19 protein-coding genes, 1 tRNA gene and 1 pseudogene are annotated in these 20,255 nt (G+C 54.0%); all 21 read left to right on the forward strand.

What is annotated here, in order from left to right; all coding sequences use genetic code 11:
* A pseudogene (gene tuf / locus ACEQU8_RS07835) lies at positions 1-309 on the forward strand (elongation factor Tu); the annotation flags it as partial.
* An 11-nt stretch (positions 310-320) separates the two neighbouring features.
* Positions 321-396 (forward strand) — tRNA-Trp (locus tag ACEQU8_RS07840).
* Between the two features lie 57 nt (positions 397-453).
* Complete coding sequence (gene secE, locus ACEQU8_RS07845; RefSeq protein ID WP_370262903.1) at positions 454-837, forward strand: preprotein translocase subunit SecE; 384 nt, start codon at positions 454-456, stop codon at positions 835-837.
* Positions 837-1,370, forward strand: coding sequence for a transcription termination/antitermination protein NusG (gene nusG, locus ACEQU8_RS07850; RefSeq protein WP_008248014.1), 534 nt, complete (start codon positions 837-839; stop codon positions 1,368-1,370). The genes secE and nusG overlap by 1 nt, the downstream gene beginning before the upstream one ends.
* A gap of 98 nt (positions 1,371-1,468) precedes the next feature.
* The gene (rplK, locus tag ACEQU8_RS07855; RefSeq protein ID WP_370262750.1) at positions 1,469-1,900 is read left to right on the forward strand and encodes a 50S ribosomal protein L11; all 432 of its coding nucleotides are present in this window, start codon (positions 1,469-1,471) and stop codon (positions 1,898-1,900) included.
* A gap of 2 nt (positions 1,901-1,902) precedes the next feature.
* Positions 1,903-2,601: a 50S ribosomal protein L1 gene (gene rplA, locus ACEQU8_RS07860; protein WP_370262751.1), complete on the forward strand. Its 699-nt coding sequence runs from the start codon at positions 1,903-1,905 to the stop codon at positions 2,599-2,601.
* A gap of 205 nt (positions 2,602-2,806) precedes the next feature.
* Positions 2,807-3,337 carry a 50S ribosomal protein L10 gene (gene rplJ / locus ACEQU8_RS07865; RefSeq protein ID WP_370262753.1) on the forward strand — a complete coding sequence of 177 codons (531 nt, stop codon included), beginning with the start codon at positions 2,807-2,809 and terminating at the stop codon, positions 3,335-3,337.
* A gap of 45 nt (positions 3,338-3,382) precedes the next feature.
* On the forward strand, positions 3,383-3,763 hold the full coding sequence (gene rplL / locus ACEQU8_RS07870) for a 50S ribosomal protein L7/L12 (RefSeq protein WP_370262754.1): 381 nt from the start codon (positions 3,383-3,385) through the stop codon (positions 3,761-3,763).
* Positions 3,764-3,926: 163 nt separating this feature from the next.
* Entirely contained in the window at positions 3,927-8,036 is a 4,110-nt protein-coding gene (gene rpoB, locus ACEQU8_RS07875) for a DNA-directed RNA polymerase subunit beta (RefSeq protein ID WP_370262755.1), read from the forward strand.
* 23 nt (positions 8,037-8,059) lie between these two features.
* Positions 8,060-12,289, forward strand: a complete 4,230-nt coding sequence (rpoC, locus tag ACEQU8_RS07880) for a DNA-directed RNA polymerase subunit beta' (protein WP_370262757.1) — start codon at positions 8,060-8,062, stop codon at positions 12,287-12,289.
* A gap of 121 nt (positions 12,290-12,410) precedes the next feature.
* A complete protein-coding gene (rpsL, locus tag ACEQU8_RS07885; protein ID WP_370262905.1) occupies positions 12,411-12,806 on the forward strand; it encodes a 30S ribosomal protein S12 in 396 nt (131 codons plus the stop codon).
* Positions 12,807-12,899: 93 nt separating this feature from the next.
* Positions 12,900-13,370 (forward strand): 30S ribosomal protein S7, encoded by a 471-nt coding sequence (gene rpsG / locus ACEQU8_RS07890; RefSeq protein ID WP_370262758.1) that lies wholly within the window; start codon positions 12,900-12,902, stop codon positions 13,368-13,370.
* Positions 13,371-13,388: 18 nt separating this feature from the next.
* Positions 13,389-15,491 (forward strand): elongation factor G, encoded by a 2,103-nt coding sequence (gene fusA / locus ACEQU8_RS07895; protein WP_370262759.1) that lies wholly within the window; start codon positions 13,389-13,391, stop codon positions 15,489-15,491.
* A gap of 31 nt (positions 15,492-15,522) precedes the next feature.
* Positions 15,523-16,713 (forward strand): elongation factor Tu, encoded by a 1,191-nt coding sequence (gene tuf, locus ACEQU8_RS07900; RefSeq protein WP_370262761.1) that lies wholly within the window; start codon positions 15,523-15,525, stop codon positions 16,711-16,713.
* A gap of 99 nt (positions 16,714-16,812) precedes the next feature.
* Entirely contained in the window at positions 16,813-17,124 is a 312-nt protein-coding gene (rpsJ, locus tag ACEQU8_RS07905) for a 30S ribosomal protein S10 (protein WP_256763036.1), read from the forward strand.
* Between the two features lie 94 nt (positions 17,125-17,218).
* Positions 17,219-17,863, forward strand: a complete 645-nt coding sequence (gene rplC, locus ACEQU8_RS07910; protein ID WP_370262763.1) for a 50S ribosomal protein L3 — start codon at positions 17,219-17,221, stop codon at positions 17,861-17,863.
* A 10-nt stretch (positions 17,864-17,873) separates the two neighbouring features.
* Complete coding sequence (gene rplD / locus ACEQU8_RS07915) at positions 17,874-18,494, forward strand: 50S ribosomal protein L4 (RefSeq protein ID WP_370262765.1); 621 nt, start codon at positions 17,874-17,876, stop codon at positions 18,492-18,494.
* Positions 18,491-18,787 (forward strand): 50S ribosomal protein L23, encoded by a 297-nt coding sequence (gene rplW / locus ACEQU8_RS07920; RefSeq protein WP_370262767.1) that lies wholly within the window; start codon positions 18,491-18,493, stop codon positions 18,785-18,787. Before rplD ends, rplW begins: the two co-directional genes overlap by 4 nt.
* 1 nt (position 18,788) lies before the next feature.
* On the forward strand, positions 18,789-19,616 hold the full coding sequence (gene rplB, locus ACEQU8_RS07925; RefSeq protein ID WP_370262769.1) for a 50S ribosomal protein L2: 828 nt from the start codon (positions 18,789-18,791) through the stop codon (positions 19,614-19,616).
* A gap of 15 nt (positions 19,617-19,631) precedes the next feature.
* Positions 19,632-19,907, forward strand: coding sequence for a 30S ribosomal protein S19 (rpsS, locus tag ACEQU8_RS07930; RefSeq protein WP_370262771.1), 276 nt, complete (start codon positions 19,632-19,634; stop codon positions 19,905-19,907).
* 10 nt (positions 19,908-19,917) lie between these two features.
* Positions 19,918-20,247: a 50S ribosomal protein L22 gene (gene rplV, locus ACEQU8_RS07935; RefSeq protein WP_370262773.1), complete on the forward strand. Its 330-nt coding sequence runs from the start codon at positions 19,918-19,920 to the stop codon at positions 20,245-20,247.
* Positions 20,248-20,255 lie beyond the last annotated feature (8 nt).

Here is a 20,255-nt window from a genome sequence, read left to right on the forward strand (position 1 = left end):
TTGGCCAAGCCAGGCACGATCACCCCACACACAGGCTTTAGCGCTGAGGTGTATGTGTTGAGCAAAGAAGAAGGTGGTCGTCACACCCCATTCTTTAACAACTACCGTCCGCAGTTCTACTTCCGTACAACGGACGTGACAGGTTCCATCAGCTTGCCAGCGGACAAAGAAATGGTGCTGCCAGGCGACAACGTGTCGATCAATGTTGAACTGATCGCCCCGATTGCGATGGAAGAAGGTCTGCGTTTTGCGATCCGCGAAGGTGGTCGTACCGTAGGCGCCGGCGTGGTTGCCAAGATCACCAAGTAACTTGTGTTACTAGGGCAATAGCTCAACTGGCAGAGCGTCGGTCTCCAAAACCGAAGGTTGGGGGTTCGATTCCCTCTTGCCCTGCCAAATTTGGTAGGAGTGTCGCCGCTGAATACCCTCAGCGGCGGCTTACATTTTAAGAATATGGCTCAAAACGACATTCAAACCGTATCCACTGGTCAAGACAAGCTAATGCTTGCCTTGGCAGTTGTATTTGCAATTGGTGGTGCGGTGGCTTATCAGGTGCTGGCAAGCGAAGACTTCTTCATCCGTTTGGGTGTGGTGCTTGCGGGTGTTGTGCTCGCCTTGGTTAGTTTCCTGCTGTCGCAAACGGGCAAGCGGTTCGTGGCTTTCGCCAAAGACTCCGTCAACGAGGCCAAGCGTGTGGTTTGGCCAACACGAAAAGAGGCCACTCAAATGACTGGCGTGGTCTTCGTGTTTGTGCTGATCATGGCGATCTACCTGCTCGCAGTCGATAAAACGCTGGAGTGGGTGTTCTACGACCTGATTTTAGGGTGGACAATATAATGTCAAAACGCTGGTACGTGGTGCACGCCTACTCGGGTCTCGAGAAGAGTGTGCAGCGGGCACTACAGGAGCGCATTGACCGTTCCGAATTTTCCGATTTATTTGGCCAAATCCTTGTTCCCTCCGAAGAAGTGGTAGAGATCAAGGGTGGCCAAAAATCCATTTCAGAACGCAGGTTCTTCCCTGGGTATGTGTTGGTCGAAATGGAAATGACCGACGACTCTTGGCACCTTGTAAAAAACACCCCCAAGGTTACCGGCTTTGTGGGTGGTACGGGCAATCGTCCCACGCCGATTTCTCAAAAGGAAGTCGACAAAATCATGCAACAAATGCAAGAAGGCGCTGAAAAGCCGCGTCCCAAGGTGTTGTATGAGGTTGGTGAAATGGTGCGCGTTAAAGAGGGCCCATTTGCAGATTTCAACGGCAACGTCGAAGAAATCAACTACGAGAAAAGCAAATTGCGCGTGTCCGTGACCATTTTCGGTCGTGCCACGCCCGTTGAACTCGACTTCCATCAAGTCGAAAAAGTTTAAGTTTTTTGGCCCCTGTTTTAATTGCTGGCAGGATGCAGGTCAGGTAAGCAATACGAGGAGCAGCTTTCGGGCTGCGTTTGAACTCACGGAGAAATTCAATGGCAAAGAAAATCATCGGCTTTATCAAGCTGCAGGTGCCTGCAGGTAAAGCCAACCCGTCTCCCCCCATTGGCCCAGCGCTGGGTCAGCGTGGTTTGAACATCATGGAATTCTGCAAGGCCTTTAATGCCCAAACTCAGGGCATGGAACCTGGTCTGCCAATTCCTGTGGTGATCACTGCATTTGCGGACAAGTCTTTCACATTCATCATGAAGACGCCGCCTGCAACCACCTTGATCAAAAAGGCTGCCAAGATCACCAAGGGGTCTCCACGTCCTCACCTGGACAAAGTGGGCAAGATCACCCGTGAGCAGGCTGAAGAAATTGCAAAAACAAAAATGCCCGACCTGACTGCAGCCGACATGGAAGCCGCTGTGCGTACCATCGCTGGTTCCGCTCGCAGCATGGGTATCGTGGTGGAGGGTCTCTAATCATGGCTAAATTGTCCAAGCGCACTCAGGCACTGCGTGCAAAAATTGATCGCAATGCGGTGTATGCAGTAGATCAGGCTCTGTCTCTGGTCAAAGAAACCGCCACCGCCAAATTTGATGAGTCTGTAGATGCAGCCATCCAGCTCGGCGTAGATGCGCGCAAATCTGACCAAGTGGTTCGTGGTTCTGTAGTATTGCCCGCCGGCACCGGTAAAACTGTTCGTGTGGCTGTGTTTGCACAAGGTGCCAAGGCTGAGGAAGCCAAGGCCGCTGGCGCAGACATCGTGGGCATGGAAGACCTCGCCGCTGAAGTCAAGGCTGGCAACATCAACTTCGATGTGGTGATTGCCTCCCCTGACACCATGCGCATTGTGGGTACCTTGGGCCAAATCTTGGGCCCACGTGGTTTGATGCCCAACCCCAAGGTTGGCACCGTCACTCCCGATGTGGCCACTGCGGTCAAAAATGCCAAGGCTGGTCAGGTGCAGTATCGCACCGACAAGGCAGGCATCATCCACTGCACCATTGGTCGTGCCTCTTTTGACGTTGAAAAGCTGAAGACCAACCTTTCCGCCTTGGTGGAAGCGTTGAACAAATCCAAGCCAGCATCGTCCAAAGGCATTTACCTAAGAAAGATTGCCGTATCCAGCACGATGGGTGGTGGTGTACGGGTAGACTCCGCATCCGTGTTGGGTCAATAAGAACTTTGGGCTGTCGCCTCGGCCTTCGGGCCGTGGTGGCAGGTTGTCAAAGACCGTTGGAAACCTTGCAGCAGTAGGGCTGGTTTTAAAAAGTCATCCAACGTAGATGGCGGTCCCGAAGAAAAGTAATGAATGTGAGTTCAAAGCTTGATTTCGGTCGCCTGTTTTAAACAGTGCAATAAGCGCTTCTTTTTGGAGAAAGACCGTGGCTTTAAATCGCCAAGAAAAAGCAGCAGTCATTGAAGAGATCGCCAGCCAGTTGGCCGGTGCTCAAGCAGTGGTTGTTGCGGAATATCGTGGTCTGTCTGTAGAAAGTGTGACGCAGCTCCGCAAGGAAGCTCGTGCAGCAGGTGTTTATTTGCGTGTTCTAAAGAACACTTTGGCCAAACGAGCCATTGCCGGTACAGCCTTCGAGGGCTTGTCCGACAAAATGGCTGGCCCCCTCATCTACGCGATCAGTGCTGATCCCGTGGCTGCGGCCAAAGTGGTTGTTAACTTCGCGAAAAGCAACGACAAGCTCGTGCTGACCGGCGGTTCTCTGCCTGGTCAAGTCATGGGCGCCGATGGTGTGAAGGCCCTGGCCACCATGCCAAGTCGTGAAGAGCTGCTCTCGAAGTTGCTGGGCACGATGCAAGCACCGATCGCAACATTTGTTCGTACACTCAACGAAGTGCCTACGAAGTTTGTGCGTGGTCTGGCTGCTGTTCGTGATCAGAAAGAATCGCAAGCTGCTTAACTTTTTACCGATTAGCCGAATCAAACTTTTAACTGGAGAAATACCATGGCAACTAAAGCCGAAATCCTCGACGCCATCGCTGGCATGACCGTACTCGAATTGTCCGAACTGATCAAAGAAATGGAAGAGAAGTTTGGCGTTTCCGCAGCTGCTGCAGCCGTGGCTGTTGCTGCTCCTGCCGCCGCTGGTGGTGGTGCTGCTGCCGCTGAAGAGAAGACAGAGTTCGACGTAATCCTGTCTGCCGCTGGCGAAAGCAAAGTAAACGTCATTAAAGTTGTTCGTGCACTGACTGGTCTGGGCCTGAAAGAAGCCAAAGACCTGGTAGATGGCGCACCCAAGCCCGTGAAAGAAGGCGTGTCCAAAGCTGAAGCTGAAGACGTGAAGAAGCAACTTGAAGAAGCTGGTGCCAAAGTCGAAGTTAAGTAATTTCGATTTTTGAATTGCCCGGAGGTTTTTGCGCCTCCGGGCTTTTTGCGCTTCAGCATTGCTGTGTTTTTGCAGTGTAGAAACCTTTCGAAACCTGAGTGTTTTAAGCCATGTGTAGCCCACATGCATATCGCTTAATCCGCTCGACATCAGGACAGAAAATATGTCTTACTCTGCCACCGAGAAAAAACGCATACGCAAAAGCTTTGCGAAACGGCCTCCAGTTCTGGATGTTCCGTACCTTCTCACCACTCAACTAGACTCTTACACGGAATTTCTTCAACTGGGCACCTCAGTTGATAAGCGCCAAGACAAAGGGTTGCAGGCGGCATTTCAGTCTGTGTTCCCAATCGTGTCCCACAATGGGTATGCGCGTCTGGAATTTGTGCAGTATGCATTGGGCGAACCCGCCTTTGACGTCAAAGAATGTCAACAGCGTGGCCTGACCTTCTGCTCACCACTGCGTGCTCGCGTGCGCTTGGTGTTGCTCGACCGTGAGGCCAGCAAGCCCACCGTCAAGGAAGTCAAGGAGCAGGAAGTCTACATGGGCGAGTTGCCTCTGATGACTCAAAATGGCTCCTTTGTGATTAACGGCACCGAGCGCGTGATCGTGTCTCAGCTGCACCGCTCGCCCGGCGTGTTTTTTGAGCATGACCGTGGCAAAACACACAGCTCGGGCAAGCTGCTGTTTTCGGCGCGTATTATTCCCTACCGTGGCTCTTGGCTCGATTTCGAATTCGATCCCAAAGACATCTTGTATTTCCGCGTCGACCGCCGTCGCAAAATGCCAGTCACCATCCTGCTCAAGGCCATTGGCATGAACAATGAGCAAATTTTGCAAACCTTCTTTGATTTCGACCAGTTCGAAATCAAATCCGAGGGCGCGCAGATGGAGTTGGTGACAGCGCGATTGAAGGGTGAAGTGGCCAAGTTCGACATCGTCGACAAGGCTGGCAAGGTGTTGGTCCAGAAAGACAAGCGCATCAATGCCAAAAACATTCGCGACATCGAAGCTGCTGGCCTGAAGAAAATCTCTGTGCCAGAAGAGTTTTTGATTGGGCGTACATTGGCCAAGAACATCATCGACCCCAGCACAGGCGAAGTGGTGGCCAATGCCAATGACGAAATCACCGAAGAAATCATGGGCAAAATCCGTGACGCCGGTGTGAAGTCCATCGATACCATTTTCACCAACGAGCTCGACCACGGCGCCTACATCTCTCAAACGCTGAGAACCGACGAAACTGTGGATCAGACGGCCGCGCGCGTGGCCATCTACCGCATGATGCGCCCCGGGGAGCCGCCCACAGAAGAAGCTGTTGAAATGCTGTTCAACCGCCTGTTCTACAGCGAAGACTCTTACGATTTGTCTCGCGTGGGTCGCATGAAGTTTAACCGCCGCGTGGGTCGCCCCGAGGTAGAAGGCCCCATGGTCCTCACCGACGATGACATTCTTGCTGTCATTAAAATCCTGGTGGATTTGCGCAATGGCAACGGCGAAATCGACGACATCGATCACCTGGGTAACCGTCGTGTACGCTGCGTGGGCGAACTTGCAGAAAACCAGTTCCGTGCCGGTTTGGTGCGTGTTGAGCGTGCCGTTAAAGAGCGCCTGGGGCAGGCCGAGGCTGAGAACCTCATGCCTCACGACCTTATCAACTCCAAGCCCATTTCAGCGGCCATCAAAGAGTTCTTTGGTTCATCACAGCTCTCGCAGGTCATGGATCAAACCAACCCGCTGTCTGAAATCACGCACAAGCGCCGTGTGTCTGCCTTGGGCCCCGGTGGTCTTACCCGTGAACGTGCCGGCTTTGAAGTGCGTGACGTTCACACCACCCACTACGGTCGTGTGTGTCCAATCGAGACACCCGAAGGTCCGAACATTGGTCTGATCAACTCCATGGCCATGTACGCACGGTTGAACGAGTATGGCTTCCTTGAAACCCCATACCGCAAAGTAGACAGCGGCGTGGTGTCCGACGAAATCGTTTACCTGTCGGCCATTGAAGAGGGCCGCTATGTGATCGCTCAGGCCAACGCTGAAGTTGACGACAAAAAGCGACTGGTTGGTGACTTGGTGTCTTGCCGGGTGGCTGGTGAATTCGAACTCATCAACCCCGCTGAAGTCCAGCTCATGGACGTTGCTCCTGGTCAAATCGTGTCTGTGGCTGCCTCGCTCATTCCATTCCTTGAGCACGACGATGCGAACCGCGCCTTGATGGGTGCCAACATGCAGCGTCAGGCCGTGCCCTGTTTGCGCCCCGAGAAGCCGTTTGCTGGCACCGGCATCGAACGAACTGTGGCGGTCGACTCCGGCACTGTAATTGTTGCTGATCATGGCGGCGTGGTCGACTACGTCGATGCCAACCGTATTGTGATTCGCGTGAATGACAACGAAGTTGAAACTGGCTCTGTGGGTGTGGATATTTATAACCTCACCAAGTACACCCGTTCCAACCAGAACACCAACATCAACCAGCGTCCAATTGTTAACAAGGGCGATGTGATTGCCAAAGGCGATGTCATCGCCGACGGTGCATCCACCGACCTCGGCGAATTGGCTCTGGGTCAAAACATGTTGGTCGCTTTCATGCCTTGGAACGGCTACAACTTCGAAGACTCCATCCTCATTTCCGAGCGTGTGGTGGCCGAAGACCGTTACACCTCCATCCACATTGAAGAACTGTCGGTGGTGGCTCGCGACACCAAGCTCGGTTCCGAAGAAATTACCCGGGACATTTCCAACCTGTCTGAAGCACAGCTGTCTCGCTTGGATGAGTCTGGCATTGTGTACATCGGTGCTGAAGTACAAGCTGGCGATGTGTTGGTGGGCAAAGTGACGCCAAAAGGCGAAACCCAACTCACACCCGAAGAAAAACTGTTGCGTGCCATCTTTGGTGAAAAAGCCTCAGACGTCAAAGACACTTCCCTGCGCGTGCCCTCTGGCATGACAGGCACGGTCATCGATGTGCAGGTGTTCACCCGCGAAGGCATTGTGCGTGACAAGCGCGCGCAGTCCATCATTGACGATGAGCTCAAGCGCTACCGCTTAGACCTCAACGACCAAATGCGCATCGTGGAAGCCGACACATTCAGCCGTATCGAGCGCTTCCTGGTGGGCAAGGTGGCCAATGGTGGTCCGGCCAAGCTGGCCAAAGGCAGCAAGATCACAGCCGAATACCTCAAAGAAGTGGATCATCACCACTGGTTTGACATTCGTTTGGCCGAGGAAGATGCCGCTACTCAGCTTGAAACACTGAAGAAGTCCATTGAAGACAAGCGTCACCAGTTCGACCTTGCCTTCGAAGAGAAGCGGAAAAAGCTCACCCAGGGTGACGAGTTGCCTCCAGGCGTGTTGAAAATGGTCAAGGTGTATTTGGCCGTTAAACGTCGCTTGCAGCCGGGCGACAAAATGGCTGGTCGTCACGGTAACAAGGGTGTGGTTTCTAAGATCGTACCCGTGGAAGACCTGCCGCACATGGCCGATGGTCGCCCTGTGGACATCGTGCTCAACCCCCTGGGCGTGCCCTCGCGTATGAACGTGGGTCAGATCCTTGAAACCCACCTGGGTTGGGCGGCTCGCGGCATTGGTGATCGCATCAACGAGATGCTGCAACAGCAAAATGCTGTGGCTCGCCTTCGTGAGTACCTGGACCGTGTGTATAACCGCACTGGCACCCCAGTCGACCTGGCGTCACTCACCGATGACGAAATCATCAAAATGGCACGCAATTTGTCCAAAGGCATGCCCTTTGCAACGCCAGTGTTTGATGGTGCGAACGAGAAAGACATTCTCGACATGCTTGAGCTGGCGTACCCCAGCGACGATCCCCGCATGCAGGCGCTTGGTTTCAATGACCACAAAACACAGATCACGCTGTTCGATGGCCGCACCGGCGAAGCCTTCGACCGCAAGGTCACCGTCGGTTACATGCACGTACTCAAGCTGCACCACTTGGTGGACGACAAGATGCACGCACGTTCCACCGGCCCATACTCGCTGGTAACCCAGCAGCCATTGGGTGGTAAGGCGCAGTTTGGTGGCCAGCGTTTCGGTGAGATGGAGGTGTGGGCGCTGGAGGCGTATGGCGCATCCTACGTGCTGCAAGAAATGTTGACCGTGAAGTCCGATGATGTGAACGGCCGAACCAAAGTGTACGAAAACCTGGTCAAGGGTGATCACACCATTGATGCCGGTATGCCGGAGTCTTTCAACGTGTTGGTGAAAGAAATCCGCTCCTTGGGCATTGACATTGATCTGGACCGTTACTGATCGGTCGCGACGGAGGTATTGAAATGAAAGCACTATTAGATCTGTTTAAGCAGGTCCAGCAGGACGAGCAATTTGATGCAATCAAAATTGCGATTGCTTCGCCTGACAAAATCCGTTCGTGGTCATTCGGTGAGGTAAAAAAGCCCGAGACCATCAACTATCGAACCTTTAAGCCCGAGCGCGATGGTCTGTTCTGTGCCAAGATTTTTGGCCCAATCAAAGACTATGAATGCTTGTGTGGCAAATACAAGCGTTTGAAGCATCGCGGTGTCATTTGCGAGAAGTGCGGCGTTGAGGTTACTTTGGCGAAGGTGCGTCGTGAGCGCATGGGTCACATCGACCTGGCCTCGCCCGTGGCCCACATTTGGTTCTTGAAGTCCCTGCCCTCCCGCTTGGGCATGGTGCTTGACATGACCCTTCGCGACATCGAGCGTGTGTTGTACTTTGAAGGCTTTGTGGTCGTTGAGCCCGGCATGACGCCCTTGAAGCGCGGCCAATTGCTGACCGAAGAAGATTATCTGGCCAAACAAGAAGAATATGGCGACGACTTTGTGGCGTTCATGGGTGCTGAGGGCATCAAAGAATTGCTGAAGTCCATCGACATCGATCGCGAGGTGCAAACCCTGCGAGACGAACTATCCGCCACCAATTCTGAAGCCAAAATCAAGAAAATCGCCAAGCGCCTGAAGGTGCTGGAAGGCTTCCAGAAATCTGGTATCAAGCCGGAGTGGATGATTCTCGAGGTGTTGCCCGTGTTGCCACCCGAGTTGCGTCCTTTGGTGCCGCTGGATGGTGGTCGCTTCGCCACCTCCGTCCTGAACGACCTTTATCTTCGAGTGATCAACCGAAACAACCGCTTGAAGCGCCTGCTTGAGTTGAACGCTCCTGACATCATCGTGCGCAACGAAAAGCGCATGCTTCAGGAAGCAGTGGACTCCTTGTTGGACAACGGTCGTCGCGGCAAAGCCATGACCGGCGCCAACAAGCGCCCATTGAAGTCTTTGGCCGACATGATCAAAGGCAAGGGCGGTCGTTTCCGTCAAAACCTGTTGGGCAAGCGCGTCGACTACTCCGGTCGTTCCGTGATTGTGGTGGGTCCACAGCTCAAGCTGCACCAGTGCGGTTTGCCCAAGCTGATGGCGCTCGAGTTGTTTAAACCCTTCATTTTCAACCGCTTGGAAGTGATGGGCATTGCAACCACCATCAAGCAAGCCAAGAAATTCGTCGAAAACCAAGAACCCATCGTGTGGGATATCTTGGAAGAAGTGATTCGCGAGCATCCCGTGCTGTTGAACCGTGCGCCAACACTGCACCGTTTGGGCATTCAGGCTTTCGAACCTGTGCTCATCGAAGGCAAGGCCATCCAGCTTCACCCTCTGGTGTGTGCCGCTTTCAACGCCGACTTTGACGGCGACCAAATGGCTGTGCACGTTCCCTTGTCACTGGAAGCGCAAATTGAAGCTCGCACCCTGATGCTTGCTTCAAACAACGTGCTGTTCCCCGCCAACGGTGACCCGTCGATTGTGCCCTCCCAAGACATCGTGTTGGGCTTGTACTACACCACACGCGACAAGGTGAATGGCAAAAACGAAGGTCTGATTTTCGCCGATGTCGGTGAAGTCAACCGCGCCTACGACAACAAAGAAGTTGAGCTGGCCACGCGCATCACCGTTCGAATCACCGAATTTGATGTGAACCCCGAAACCGGCGAAAAGACGCCCAAAGTGACCCGTTACGACACCACCGTTGGGCGTGCTTTGTTGTCCGAAATTTTGCCACCGGGCCTGCCTTTCTCTTTCATTGATCGTCCTTTGAAAAAGAAAGAAATTTCTCGCCTCATCAACGCGTCGTTCCGCCGCTGCGGTCTGCGTGAAACCGTGATTTTTGCCGACAAATTGATGCAGACCGGTTTCCGCCTTGCCACTCGTGGGGGCATTTCAATTGCCATGGGCGACATGGTGGTGCCAGCTCAAAAGCACACCATCATTGCCGCTGCTGAAGCAGAAGTAAAAGAAATCCAGGCGCAATACACCTCGGGTTTGGTCACCCAGGGTGAGCGTTATAACAAAGTGGTTGACATCTGGGGTCGCGCAGGCGACCAGGTGGGCAAGGCCATGATGGAACAATTGGCCACCGAGCCAGTAATCGATCGCAACGGTAAAGAAGTTCGCCAGGAGTCGTTTAATGCCATTTACATGATGGCTGACTCCGGTGCGCGAGGTTCTGCAGCCCAAATTCGCCAATTGGCGGGTATGCGTGGCCTGATGGCCAAACCCGATGGCTCCATCATCGAGACGCCGATTATCGCGAACTTCCGCGAAGGTCTGAACGTGTTGCAGTACTTCATTTCAACCCACGGTGCCCGTAAGGGTCTGGCCGATACGGCGCTGAAAACAGCGAACTCGGGTTATCTCACACGCCGTTTGGTGGATGTGACCCAAGACCTCGTGGTTGTGGAAGACGATTGCGGCACCACCAATGGTGTGGCCATGAAGGCTCTCGTTGAGGGCGGTGAAGTAATTGAAGCCTTGCGTGACCGAATTTTGGGTCGCGTCGTGGTGGCCGATGTGGTCAACCCCGAAACCCAGGAAACTGTGTTCGAGCCAGGCAAGCTGCTGGATGAAGCCGCAGTCGAGTTGATCGACCAATTGGGCATCGACGAAGTGCGGGTACGCACGCCTCTGTCATGCGAAACCCGTTACGGCCTGTGCGCCAAGTGTTACGGTCGTGATCTTGGCCGCGGCACCTTGGTCAACAACGGTGAAGCGGTTGGTGTAATCGCTGCCCAGTCCATCGGCGAACCCGGCACTCAGCTGACCATGCGCACATTCCACATCGGTGGTGCGGCCTCTCGTGCAGCAGTGGTGTCGAGCATTGAAGCCAAGTCCAACGGCATCATTCGCTTCACAGCCACCATGCGCTACGTCACCAACGGCAAGGGCGAACAAATCGTCATCTCCCGTTCTGGCGAGGTTCTCATCACTGACGACTTCGGTCGTGAGCGCGAGCGTCACAAAGTGCCCTACGGCGCCACTTTGTCCGTGCTCGATGGCAATCAGGTCAAGGCGGGTGCGCTCATCGCCACCTGGGATCCATTGACTCGTCCAATCGTGACCGAATACGCTGGCAAGATCCGCTTCGAAAACATCGAAGAAGGCGTCACAGTGGCCAAGCAGATTGATGACGTCACTGGTTTGTCCACCTTGGTGGTCATCGACGCCAAGCGTCGTACCTCGGGTGGCAAAGGCGAGCGTCCTCAAGTGAAGCTGATCGATCCACAAGGCAATGAAGTCAAGATTGCAGGCTCGGATCACTCGGTGAACATCAGCTTCCCTGTGGGTGCACTGATCACCGTGCGCGACGGTCAGGATGTGTCTGTGGGCGAAGTGCTTGCTCGTATTCCTCAAGAAAGCCAGAAAACCCGCGACATTACCGGCGGTTTGCCCCGTGTGGCAGAGCTGTTCGAAGCCCGTTCACCCAAAGACGCCGGCATGTTGGCCGAAGTCACTGGCACGGTCTCTTTCGGTAAGGACACCAAGGGCAAGCAGCGCCTGGTGATCACCGATCTCGATGGCGTCTCACACGAATTCCTGATCCCCAAAGACAAACACGTGCTGGTGCACGATGGCCAGGTGGTCAACAAAGGCGAATCCATCGTGGATGGCCCGGCAGATCCTCACGACATCCTTCGACTCTTGGGCATCGAAGCTCTGGCTCGCTACATCGTGGACGAGGTGCAAGACGTTTACCGCCTGCAGGGTGTAAAAATCAACGACAAGCACATTGAAGTAATTGTTCGTCAAATGTTGCGTCGCGTCATTGTGGATGATCCAGGCGAGACCGGTTTCATCCCCGGTGAGCAAGTTGAGCGCTCCGAACTGTTGGATGCGAACGACAAAATGCGTGCGGAGAACAAGCGTGAGGCCTCCTACCAGAACATTCTGTTGGGCATCACCAAGGCCTCCCTGTCGACTGATTCGTTCATTTCTGCGGCTTCCTTCCAGGAAACCACCCGCGTGTTGACCGAAGCGGCCATCATGGGCAAACGCGACGATTTGCGCGGCTTAAAAGAAAACGTCATTGTGGGCCGCCTGATCCCTGCAGGCACAGGATTGGCCTATCACAAGGCGCGCAAAGAAAAAGAAGGTCGGGAAGCGGAAGAACTCCGCTTGCTGGAGGCCGAGCAGGACCCCCGCGCTCAAGCGGAAGCCCTGTTCAATATGCCCACTAGCGAGGGCACCGAAGAAGCCTAAGTTATTGCTTTCTTTGAACTAGGATTGACCTGCGATTGTATTTCAGAATACAATCGCGGGCTAAATGGGCTGCGGGCATGCCCGTAGCCCTTTTGTTTTTTCTAACACCGGAACTGGAACTCTGCCAACCATCAATCAACTCGTGCGTAAGCCACGCACCAGTGTGACCATGAAGAGCAAGAGCCCTGCGCTTGAGGATTGCCCTCAAAAGCGTGGCGTTTGCACCCGTGTTTACACCACAACTCCTAAAAAACCAAACTCTGCGCTGCGTAAAGTGGCCAAAGTTCGCCTCACGAACGGCTTCGAAGTGATTTCCTACATCGGTGGTGAAGGCCACAACCTGCAGGAACACTCCGTGGTGCTCATTCGTGGCGGTCGTGTAAAAGACTTGCCCGGTGTGCGTTACCACATCGTTCGCGGTTCGCTCGACCTGCAAGGCGTTAAAGACCGTAAGCAGGCGCGCTCCAAGTACGGTAGCAAGCGTCCCAAGGCCGGCGCCGCCGCTGGCAAGAAGTAATCAACAAACAGCATTCCGTGCGGCTCACATGGGTGGGTCGAGTAAGCAGATGCAATAGTGGAATAGTCCACGCTGAAGATAAGGAATATCAAGATGCCACGTCGTCGCGAAGTGCAGCGCAGAGAAGTGCTGCCAGATCCAAAGTTTCAAAGCACCGAAGTTGCCAAGTTCATGAACGTGATCATGCTCTCTGGTAAAAAAGCGGTTGCTGAGCGCATTATTTACGGTGCTTTTGACAGCATCGCAACCAAAGCTGGCAAAGACCCTCTCGAGGTGTTCAACAATGCCATCAACAACGTCAAGCCAGTGGTGGAAGTTAAATCCCGCCGCGTGGGTGGCGCGAACTACCAAGTTCCGGTGGAAGTTCGCCCCTCCCGTCGTCTGGCCCTGGCCATGCGTTGGGTTCGCGAAGCCGCCAAAAAGCGCAGCGAAAAATCCATGGATCTCCGTCTGGCAGGCGAACTGCTGGAAGCTGCGGAAGGTCGCGGTGGTGCGATGAAGAAGCGTGATGAAGTACACCGCATGGCCGAAGCCAACAAGGCCTTCTCGCATTTCCGTTTCTAAATTTTACTGGAGTAGCAAATGGCTCGTAAGACGCCCATTGAGCGATATCGAAACATTGGTATTTCCGCGCACATCGATGCCGGCAAAACCACGACGACTGAGCGTATTCTGTTTTACACAGGCGTAAGTCACAAAATTGGTGAAGTGCACGATGGTGCAGCCACCATGGACTGGATGGAGCAAGAGCAAGAGCGTGGTATTACCATCACCTCGGCGGCCACCACCTGTTTCTGGAAGGGCATGGACAACTCCTACCCTGAGCACCGCTTCAACATCATCGACACCCCGGGGCACGTGGACTTCACCATCGAAGTGGAGCGTTCCATGCGTGTTCTGGATGGCGCTTGCATGGTGTACTGTGCCGTGGGTGGTGTTCAGCCCCAGTCTGAAACCGTTTGGCGTCAGGCCAATAAGTACAAGGTGCCACGCCTGGCCTTTGTAAACAAAATGGACCGCACTGGCGCAAACTTCTTCAAAGTGGTTGAGCAGATGAAAACCCGTCTGCGCGCCAATCCTGTGCCCATCGTGATTCCAATCGGTGCCGAAGAAAAATTCGTGGGTGTGGTTGACCTCATCAAGATGAAGGCCATCTACTGGGACGAAGCCTCTCAGGGCATGAAGTTTGACTACCGCGACATTCCTGCTGACCTTCAGGCTGATGCTGAGAAGTGGCGCGAGCAAATGGTTGAGGCGGCTGCCGAAGCCAGCGAAGAGCTCATGAATAAGTACCTCGAAGAAGGCGACTTGTCCGAGGAAGAAATCAAGCTGGGTTTGCGCACTCGCACCATTTCAACTGAAATTCAACCAATGCTGTGCGGTACTGCCTTTAAAAACAAAGGTGTACAGCGCATGCTGGACGCTGTAATCGATTTCCTGCCATCGCCGGTGGACATTCCTCCTGTGGCTGGTACCGACGAAGACGAGCAGCCAGCTGTTCGCCAGGCGAGCGACGAAGAAAAACTGTCTGCCCTGGCATTCAAGTTGATGACCGATCCCTTTGTTGGTCAATTGACTTTCGTGCGCGTTTATTCTGGCGTGCTCACCAAGGGCGACTCTGTTTACAACCCTGTGAAAGGCAAGAAAGAGCGTATTGGTCGTATTGTGCAAATGCATGCGAACAATCGTCAGGAGGTCGAAGAAATTCGCGCCGGCGACATCGCCGCTTGCGTGGGTTTGAAGGAAGTGACCACTGGTGAGACCCTGTGCGATCCATCTGCCATCATTACCCTTGAGCGCATGGTGTTCCCTGAGCCTGTAATCGCGCAGGCCGTTGAGCCCAAAACCAAAACCGACCAAGAGAAAATGGGCATCGCCCTGGGTCGTCTGGCCGCAGAAGACCCGTCATTCCGTGTTCGCACAGACGAAGAGTCCGGTCAGACCATCATTGCAGGTATGGGTGAGCTACACCTTGAAATCATTATCGACCGCATGAAGCGAGAGTTTGGTGTAGAGGCCAACGTGGGTAAGCCACAGGTTGCTTACCGCGAAACTATTCGTTCAACCGTCAACGAAGTCGAGGGCAAGTTTGTTCGCCAGTCGGGTGGTCGCGGTCAGTACGGACACGTGGTTTTGCGCGTGGAACCCAACGAGCCTGGCAAAGGCTTTGAGTTCCTCGATGAAATCAAGGGTGGTGTGGTGCCTCGCGAATACATCCCGGCAGTACAAAAGGGTGTTGAAGAAGCACTCACCAGCGGTGTTATGGCCGGTTATCCAGTGGTTGATGTCAAAGTCGCGCTGCATTTCGGTTCGTACCACGACGTGGACTCCAACGAAACAGCATTTAAGATCGCTGCATCGATGGGTTTCAAAGAGGGCATGCGCCGCGCCAATCCCGTGCTGCTCGAGCCAACCATGGCTGTGGAAGTTGAAACACCGGAAGACTACGCCGGTACAGTGATGGGCGATTTGTCCTCACGTCGTGGTGTGGTGCAGGGCATGGACGACATCCCTGGTGGTGGAAAAACCATCAAGGCCGAGGTTCCGCTTGCAGAAATGTTTGGCTACTCCACCACGTTGCGTTCCCTCACACAGGGCCGCGCAACGTACACCATGGAGTTCAAGCATTACAGTGAAGCCCCCAAAAACGTTGCGGACGCAGTGATCAGCGCCCGCGCCAAGTAATTGAAATTCAAGAACTGAAGAGGTATTTGCAATGGCAAAAGAAAAGTTTGAGCGTAAGAAGCCGCACGTAAACGTTGGGACGATTGGTCACGTGGACCATGGCAAGACAACCCTGACAGCGGCGATCACCACTGTTCTGGCGCGCCTGATTGGTGGCGAGGCCAAGGGTTACGACCAGATTGACGCGGCGCCTGAAGAGAAGGCACGTGGTATTACGATTAACACAGCGCACGTGGAGTACGAGACTGAGACTCGCCACTACGCGCACGTGGACTGCCCAGGCCACGCTGACTACGTGAAGAACATGATCACGGGTGCGGCGCAGATGGATGGCGCCATTTTGGTGTGTTCGGCTGCTGACGGCCCCATGCCCCAGACCCGCGAGCACATTCTGTTGGCCCGTCAGGTTGGTGTGCCTTACATCATCGTGTTCCTGAACAAGTGCGACATGGTGGATGATGCCGAGCTGCTGGAACTGGTTGAAATGGAAGTGCGTGAATTGCTGTCTTCCTACGACTTCCCAGGCGATGACGTGCCCATCATCAAGGGTTCTGCGAAGCTGGCCCTGGAAGGCGATGCAGGCGAGTTGGGTGAGCAGGCCATCAAGGCGCTGGCCGCCGCACTGGACAGCTACATTCCCACGCCTGAGCGTGCGGTGGATGGCACCTTCCTGATGCCCATCGAAGACGTGTTCTCCATCTCTGGTCGCGGTACCGTGGTAACCGGTCGTATTGAGCGTGGTGTGGTGAAGGTTGGCGAAGAAATCGAAATCGTGGGTATCAAGGACACCGCCAAGACCACCTGCACGGGCGTGGAAATGTTCCGTAAGCTGCTCGACCAGGGTCAGGCTGGTGACAACGTTGGCGTGTTGCTGCGTGGTACCAAGCGTGAAGAAGTGGAGCGTGGTCAAGTGTTGGCCAAGCCAGGCACGATCACCCCACACACAGGCTTTAGCGCTGAGGTGTATGTGTTGAGCAAAGAAGAAGGTGGTCGTCACACCCCATTCTTTAACAACTACCGTCCGCAGTTCTATTTCCGTACAACGGACGTGACAGGTTCCATCAGCTTGCCAGCGGACAAAGAAATGGTGCTGCCAGGCGACAACGTGTCGATCAATGTTGAACTGATCGCCCCGATTGCGATGGCAGAAGGTCTGCGTTTTGCGATCCGCGAAGGTGGTCGTACCGTAGGCGCCGGCGTGGTTGCCAAGATCACCAAGTAATTGGTGTGGAACCCGTGGTGTTGTCAAAACACCACGGGCATCAACGAGGTGAGTTGGCGTGAAGGCTGATCACACTCATTTAGCTCTTTTGGAAATATCATGAATAATCAAAAAATTCGCATCCGCTTGAAGGCTTTTGACTACAAGTTGATTGACCAGTCTGCCCTGGAAATCGTTGAAACTGCCAAGCGAACTGGCGCTGTGGTCAAGGGTCCCGTCCCTCTGCCCACTCGCATGAAGCGTTTCGACATTCTTCGCTCGCCGCACGTGAACAAGACATCGCGCGACCAGTTTGAAATTCGCACTCACCAGCGCCTAATGGATATCGTGGACCCCACCGACAAAACTGTGGACGCACTGATGAAGTTGGATCTGCCTGCTGGTGTGGATGTAGAAATCAAGTTGCAATAAATTCGACTTAAGTCTATAATCGCTGGCTAACCTTTTCAAAGGTTAATCAGCGAATTTTATCATTCGGCCAATCGTAGCCGAAATTGGAGAAATCATGAGTCTAGGCCTTATTGGTCGCAAGATCGGCATGATGCGCATCTTTAACGAGGCGGGTGTTTCTATTCCCGTGACCGTTGTGGATGTGTCATCCAACCGTGTTGCGCAGCTCAAAACACTCGAAAAGGACGGCTACACGGCCGTCCAGTTGGCCTACGGTGCCCGCCGCGCTTCACGTGTGGCCAAAGCGCAGGCAGGTCACTTTGCCGCTGCTTCCATCGAAGCGGCTTCTTCCCTTGTTGAATTCCGCGTTGAAGCTGGCAAGTTGGCCGAGCTTCAAGTTGGCGCGCCTGTATCCGTGGAGATCTTCTCTGCTGGCCAAAAGGTCGATGTTAGTGGTGTAACCCAGGGTAAAGGGTTTGCTGGTTCCATCAAGCGCCATAATTTCAGCTCCCAGCGTGCCTCTCACGGTAACTCTGTGTCTCACAATGCGCCTGGTTCCATTGGTATGGCGCAAGATCCGGGTCGCGTGTTTCCAGGCAAGCGCATGGCTGGTCAGATGGGTAACGTTAATCGCACCACCCAAAACCTTGAGGTTGTTCGCGTGGACACCGAGCGTGGTCTGCTGCTGATCAAGGGTGCTGTTCCTGGCTCAAAAGGCGGGCAGTTGTTGGTCAAGCCGGCCGTTAAGGCAAAGGCATAAGGGGAACCAGATGGAATTGAAAGTCATTACAGATTCTGGGCAGTCCTCTCAAACTGTTCAGGTTTCCGACGTGGTGTTTGGTCGTGAGTACAATGAGCCGCTGATTCACCAGTTGGTTGTTGCTTACCAAGCCAATGCGCGTCAGGGTACACGTGCGCAGAAAGACCGCTCCGAAGTGCGTGCCTCCACACGCAAGCCATGGAAGCAAAAGGGCACCGGTCGTGCTCGTGCTGGCGCGGTTTCTAGCCCATTGTGGCGTGGGGGTGGTAAAACCTTCCCCAATTCTCCAGAAGAGAATTTCACTCAAAAGCTGAACAAAAAAATGTTCCGTGCGGGTGTGTGTTCCATTCTGTCCCAATTGGGTCGTGAGGATCGTCTTGTTGTGGTGGAGTCCATGCAGCTTGAGGCTCCCAAAACCAAATTGCTCGATCAGAAAATGAAGGGCATGGGTTTGGAGTCGGTGTTGATCATTGTTGACTCTCTCGACGAGAACCTTTACCTGGCCTCTCGTAACCTGCCCAATGTGGCTGTGGTTGAGCCCCGCTATGCCGACCCCCTCTCCTTGATCTATTTCAAGAAAGTGGTTGTTACACGCGCTGCGCTCGACAAACTGCAGGAGATGTACGCATGAACAACCAGCGTCTTATGAAGATTTTGTTGGCCCCTATCGTGTCCGAAAAAAGCACGATGCTGGCTGATAAGCACGAGCAAATTGCATTCAAGGTTTGCTCGACCGCCACCAAGCAGGAAATCAAGGCAGCTGTTGAACTGTTGTTCAAGGTTGAAGTTGAGTCCGTGCGCGTGATCAACCAGGCTGGCAAGCAGAAGCGCTTCGGCCGCACCATGGGTCGCCGTTCCGATACGCGCAAGGCCTATGTGGCGTTGAAGGCCGGTCAGGAAATTAATTTCTCGGAGGCTGCGTAACATGCCACTCGTTAAACTAAAACCAACTTCGCCCGGTCGCCGTGCGATGGTCAAGGTGGTTCATCCACACTTGCACAAGGGTGAGCCCTACGCACCGCTGCTGGAGAAAAAATCCAAGACCGCTGGTCGCAACAATAATGGTCATATCACCACCCGTCACATCGGTGGTGGTCACAAGCAGCACTATCGTGTGGTCGATTTCAAGCGAACCAAGGATGGAATTCCTGCCAAGGTAGAGCGCATCGAATACGATCCAAACAGAACCGCGCATATTGCGCTCATCTGTTACGCTGACGGCGAGCGCGCATACATCATCGCTCCTCGCGGTCTGCAGGTTGGTCAAACCTTGTTGAATGGTTCTGAGGCTCCCATTAAGGTGGGTAACACATTGCCAATTCGCAACATTCCTGTGGGCACCACTGTGCATTGCATCGAGCTGTTGCCTGGTAAGGGCGCGCAGTTGGCGCGTTCTGCTGGTGGTTCTGCCATGCTGATGGCCCGTGAAGGCACTTATGCCCAAATGCGCCTGCGTTCTGGTGAAATTCGCCGTGTGCACATTGAGTGCCGAGCTACCATTGGTGAAGTCAGTAACGAAGAAAACAGTCTGAAGAAAGTGGGTAAAGCCGGTGCCACCCGTTGGAAGGGCATTCGTCCAACCGTGCGCGGTACAGCCATGAACCCAGTGGATCACCCGCATGGTGGTGGCGAGGGCAAGACGGGCGAAGGTCGTGTGCCTGTCAGTCCATGGGGTCAGCCGACCAAGGGTTATCGCACTCGCAAGAACAAGCGCACCGATACCATGATTGTTCAGCGTCGTCACAAGCGTTAAGTGGGGTAAGCAAATATGTCTCGTTCATTGAAAAAAGGTCCTTTTTGCGACGCCCACTTGATCAAAAAAGTGGAGGCTGCTGTTGCTGCCAAGGACAAGCGCCCGATCAAAACCTGGTCACGTCGTTCTACCGTACTGCCAGAATTCATCGGTTTGACCATTGCTGTGCACAACGGCCGTCAGCACGTGCCTGTGTACATCAACGAAAACATGGTCGGTCACAAGCTCGGCGAATTTGCGTTGACTCGCACATTCAAAGGGCATGCGGCCGACAAGAAGGCCAAGCGATAAGGGGTAATAAATGGAAACTCGTGCAATTTTGAAGGGTGTTCGCTTGTCGCCTCAGCGTGGTCGTCAGGTTGCTGACCTGATCCGTGGCAAAAAAGTCGATCAAGCCCTGAACATTTTGGCTTTCTCTCCACAGAAGGCCGCATTCATCGTCAAGAAGGTTCTGGAGAGTGCAATCGCCAACGCGGAGCACAACGACGGCGCTGATGTCGATGAGTTGAAGGTGAAAACCATTCATGTGGAAGAAGGTCCCGTGCTCAAGCGCTTTACAGCGCGTGCCAAGGGTCGCGGCAACCGTATCGTTAAGAAAACCAGTCACATTTATGTGACGGTTGGCAATTAAGGGGGTTA

The sequence above is a fragment of the Limnobacter sp. genome, assembly GCF_964228395.1.
In the GTDB taxonomy this organism is placed as follows: domain Bacteria; phylum Pseudomonadota; class Gammaproteobacteria; order Burkholderiales; family Burkholderiaceae_B; genus Limnobacter.

What these genes read in the sequence shown, in the direction of transcription:
- rplV (WP_370262773.1), top strand. Translation starts at nt 19,918, where the DNA reads ATGGAAACTCGTGCAATTTTGAAGGGTGTTCGCTTGTCGCCTCAGCGT.
- rplK (WP_370262750.1), top strand. Translation starts at nt 1,469, where the DNA reads ATGGCAAAGAAAATCATCGGCTTTATCAAGCTGCAGGTGCCTGCAGGT.
- rplC (WP_370262763.1), top strand. Translation starts at nt 17,219, where the DNA reads ATGAGTCTAGGCCTTATTGGTCGCAAGATCGGCATGATGCGCATCTTT.
- rpoB (WP_370262755.1), top strand. Translation starts at nt 3,927, where the DNA reads ATGTCTTACTCTGCCACCGAGAAAAAACGCATACGCAAAAGCTTTGCG.
- rplD (WP_370262765.1), top strand. Translation starts at nt 17,874, where the DNA reads ATGGAATTGAAAGTCATTACAGATTCTGGGCAGTCCTCTCAAACTGTT.
- rplA (WP_370262751.1), top strand. Translation starts at nt 1,903, where the DNA reads ATGGCTAAATTGTCCAAGCGCACTCAGGCACTGCGTGCAAAAATTGAT.
- fusA (WP_370262759.1), top strand. Translation starts at nt 13,389, where the DNA reads ATGGCTCGTAAGACGCCCATTGAGCGATATCGAAACATTGGTATTTCC.
- rpoC (WP_370262757.1), top strand. Translation starts at nt 8,060, where the DNA reads ATGAAAGCACTATTAGATCTGTTTAAGCAGGTCCAGCAGGACGAGCAA.
- rplB (WP_370262769.1), top strand. Translation starts at nt 18,789, where the DNA reads ATGCCACTCGTTAAACTAAAACCAACTTCGCCCGGTCGCCGTGCGATG.
- rplW (WP_370262767.1), top strand. Translation starts at nt 18,491, where the DNA reads ATGAACAACCAGCGTCTTATGAAGATTTTGTTGGCCCCTATCGTGTCC.
- rpsS (WP_370262771.1), top strand. Translation starts at nt 19,632, where the DNA reads ATGTCTCGTTCATTGAAAAAAGGTCCTTTTTGCGACGCCCACTTGATC.
- secE (WP_370262903.1), top strand. Translation starts at nt 454, where the DNA reads ATGGCTCAAAACGACATTCAAACCGTATCCACTGGTCAAGACAAGCTA.
- nusG (WP_008248014.1), top strand. Translation starts at nt 837, where the DNA reads ATGTCAAAACGCTGGTACGTGGTGCACGCCTACTCGGGTCTCGAGAAG.
- rpsG (WP_370262758.1), top strand. Translation starts at nt 12,900, where the DNA reads ATGCCACGTCGTCGCGAAGTGCAGCGCAGAGAAGTGCTGCCAGATCCA.
- tuf (WP_370262761.1), top strand. Translation starts at nt 15,523, where the DNA reads ATGGCAAAAGAAAAGTTTGAGCGTAAGAAGCCGCACGTAAACGTTGGG.
- rpsJ (WP_256763036.1), top strand. Translation starts at nt 16,813, where the DNA reads ATGAATAATCAAAAAATTCGCATCCGCTTGAAGGCTTTTGACTACAAG.
- rplL (WP_370262754.1), top strand. Translation starts at nt 3,383, where the DNA reads ATGGCAACTAAAGCCGAAATCCTCGACGCCATCGCTGGCATGACCGTA.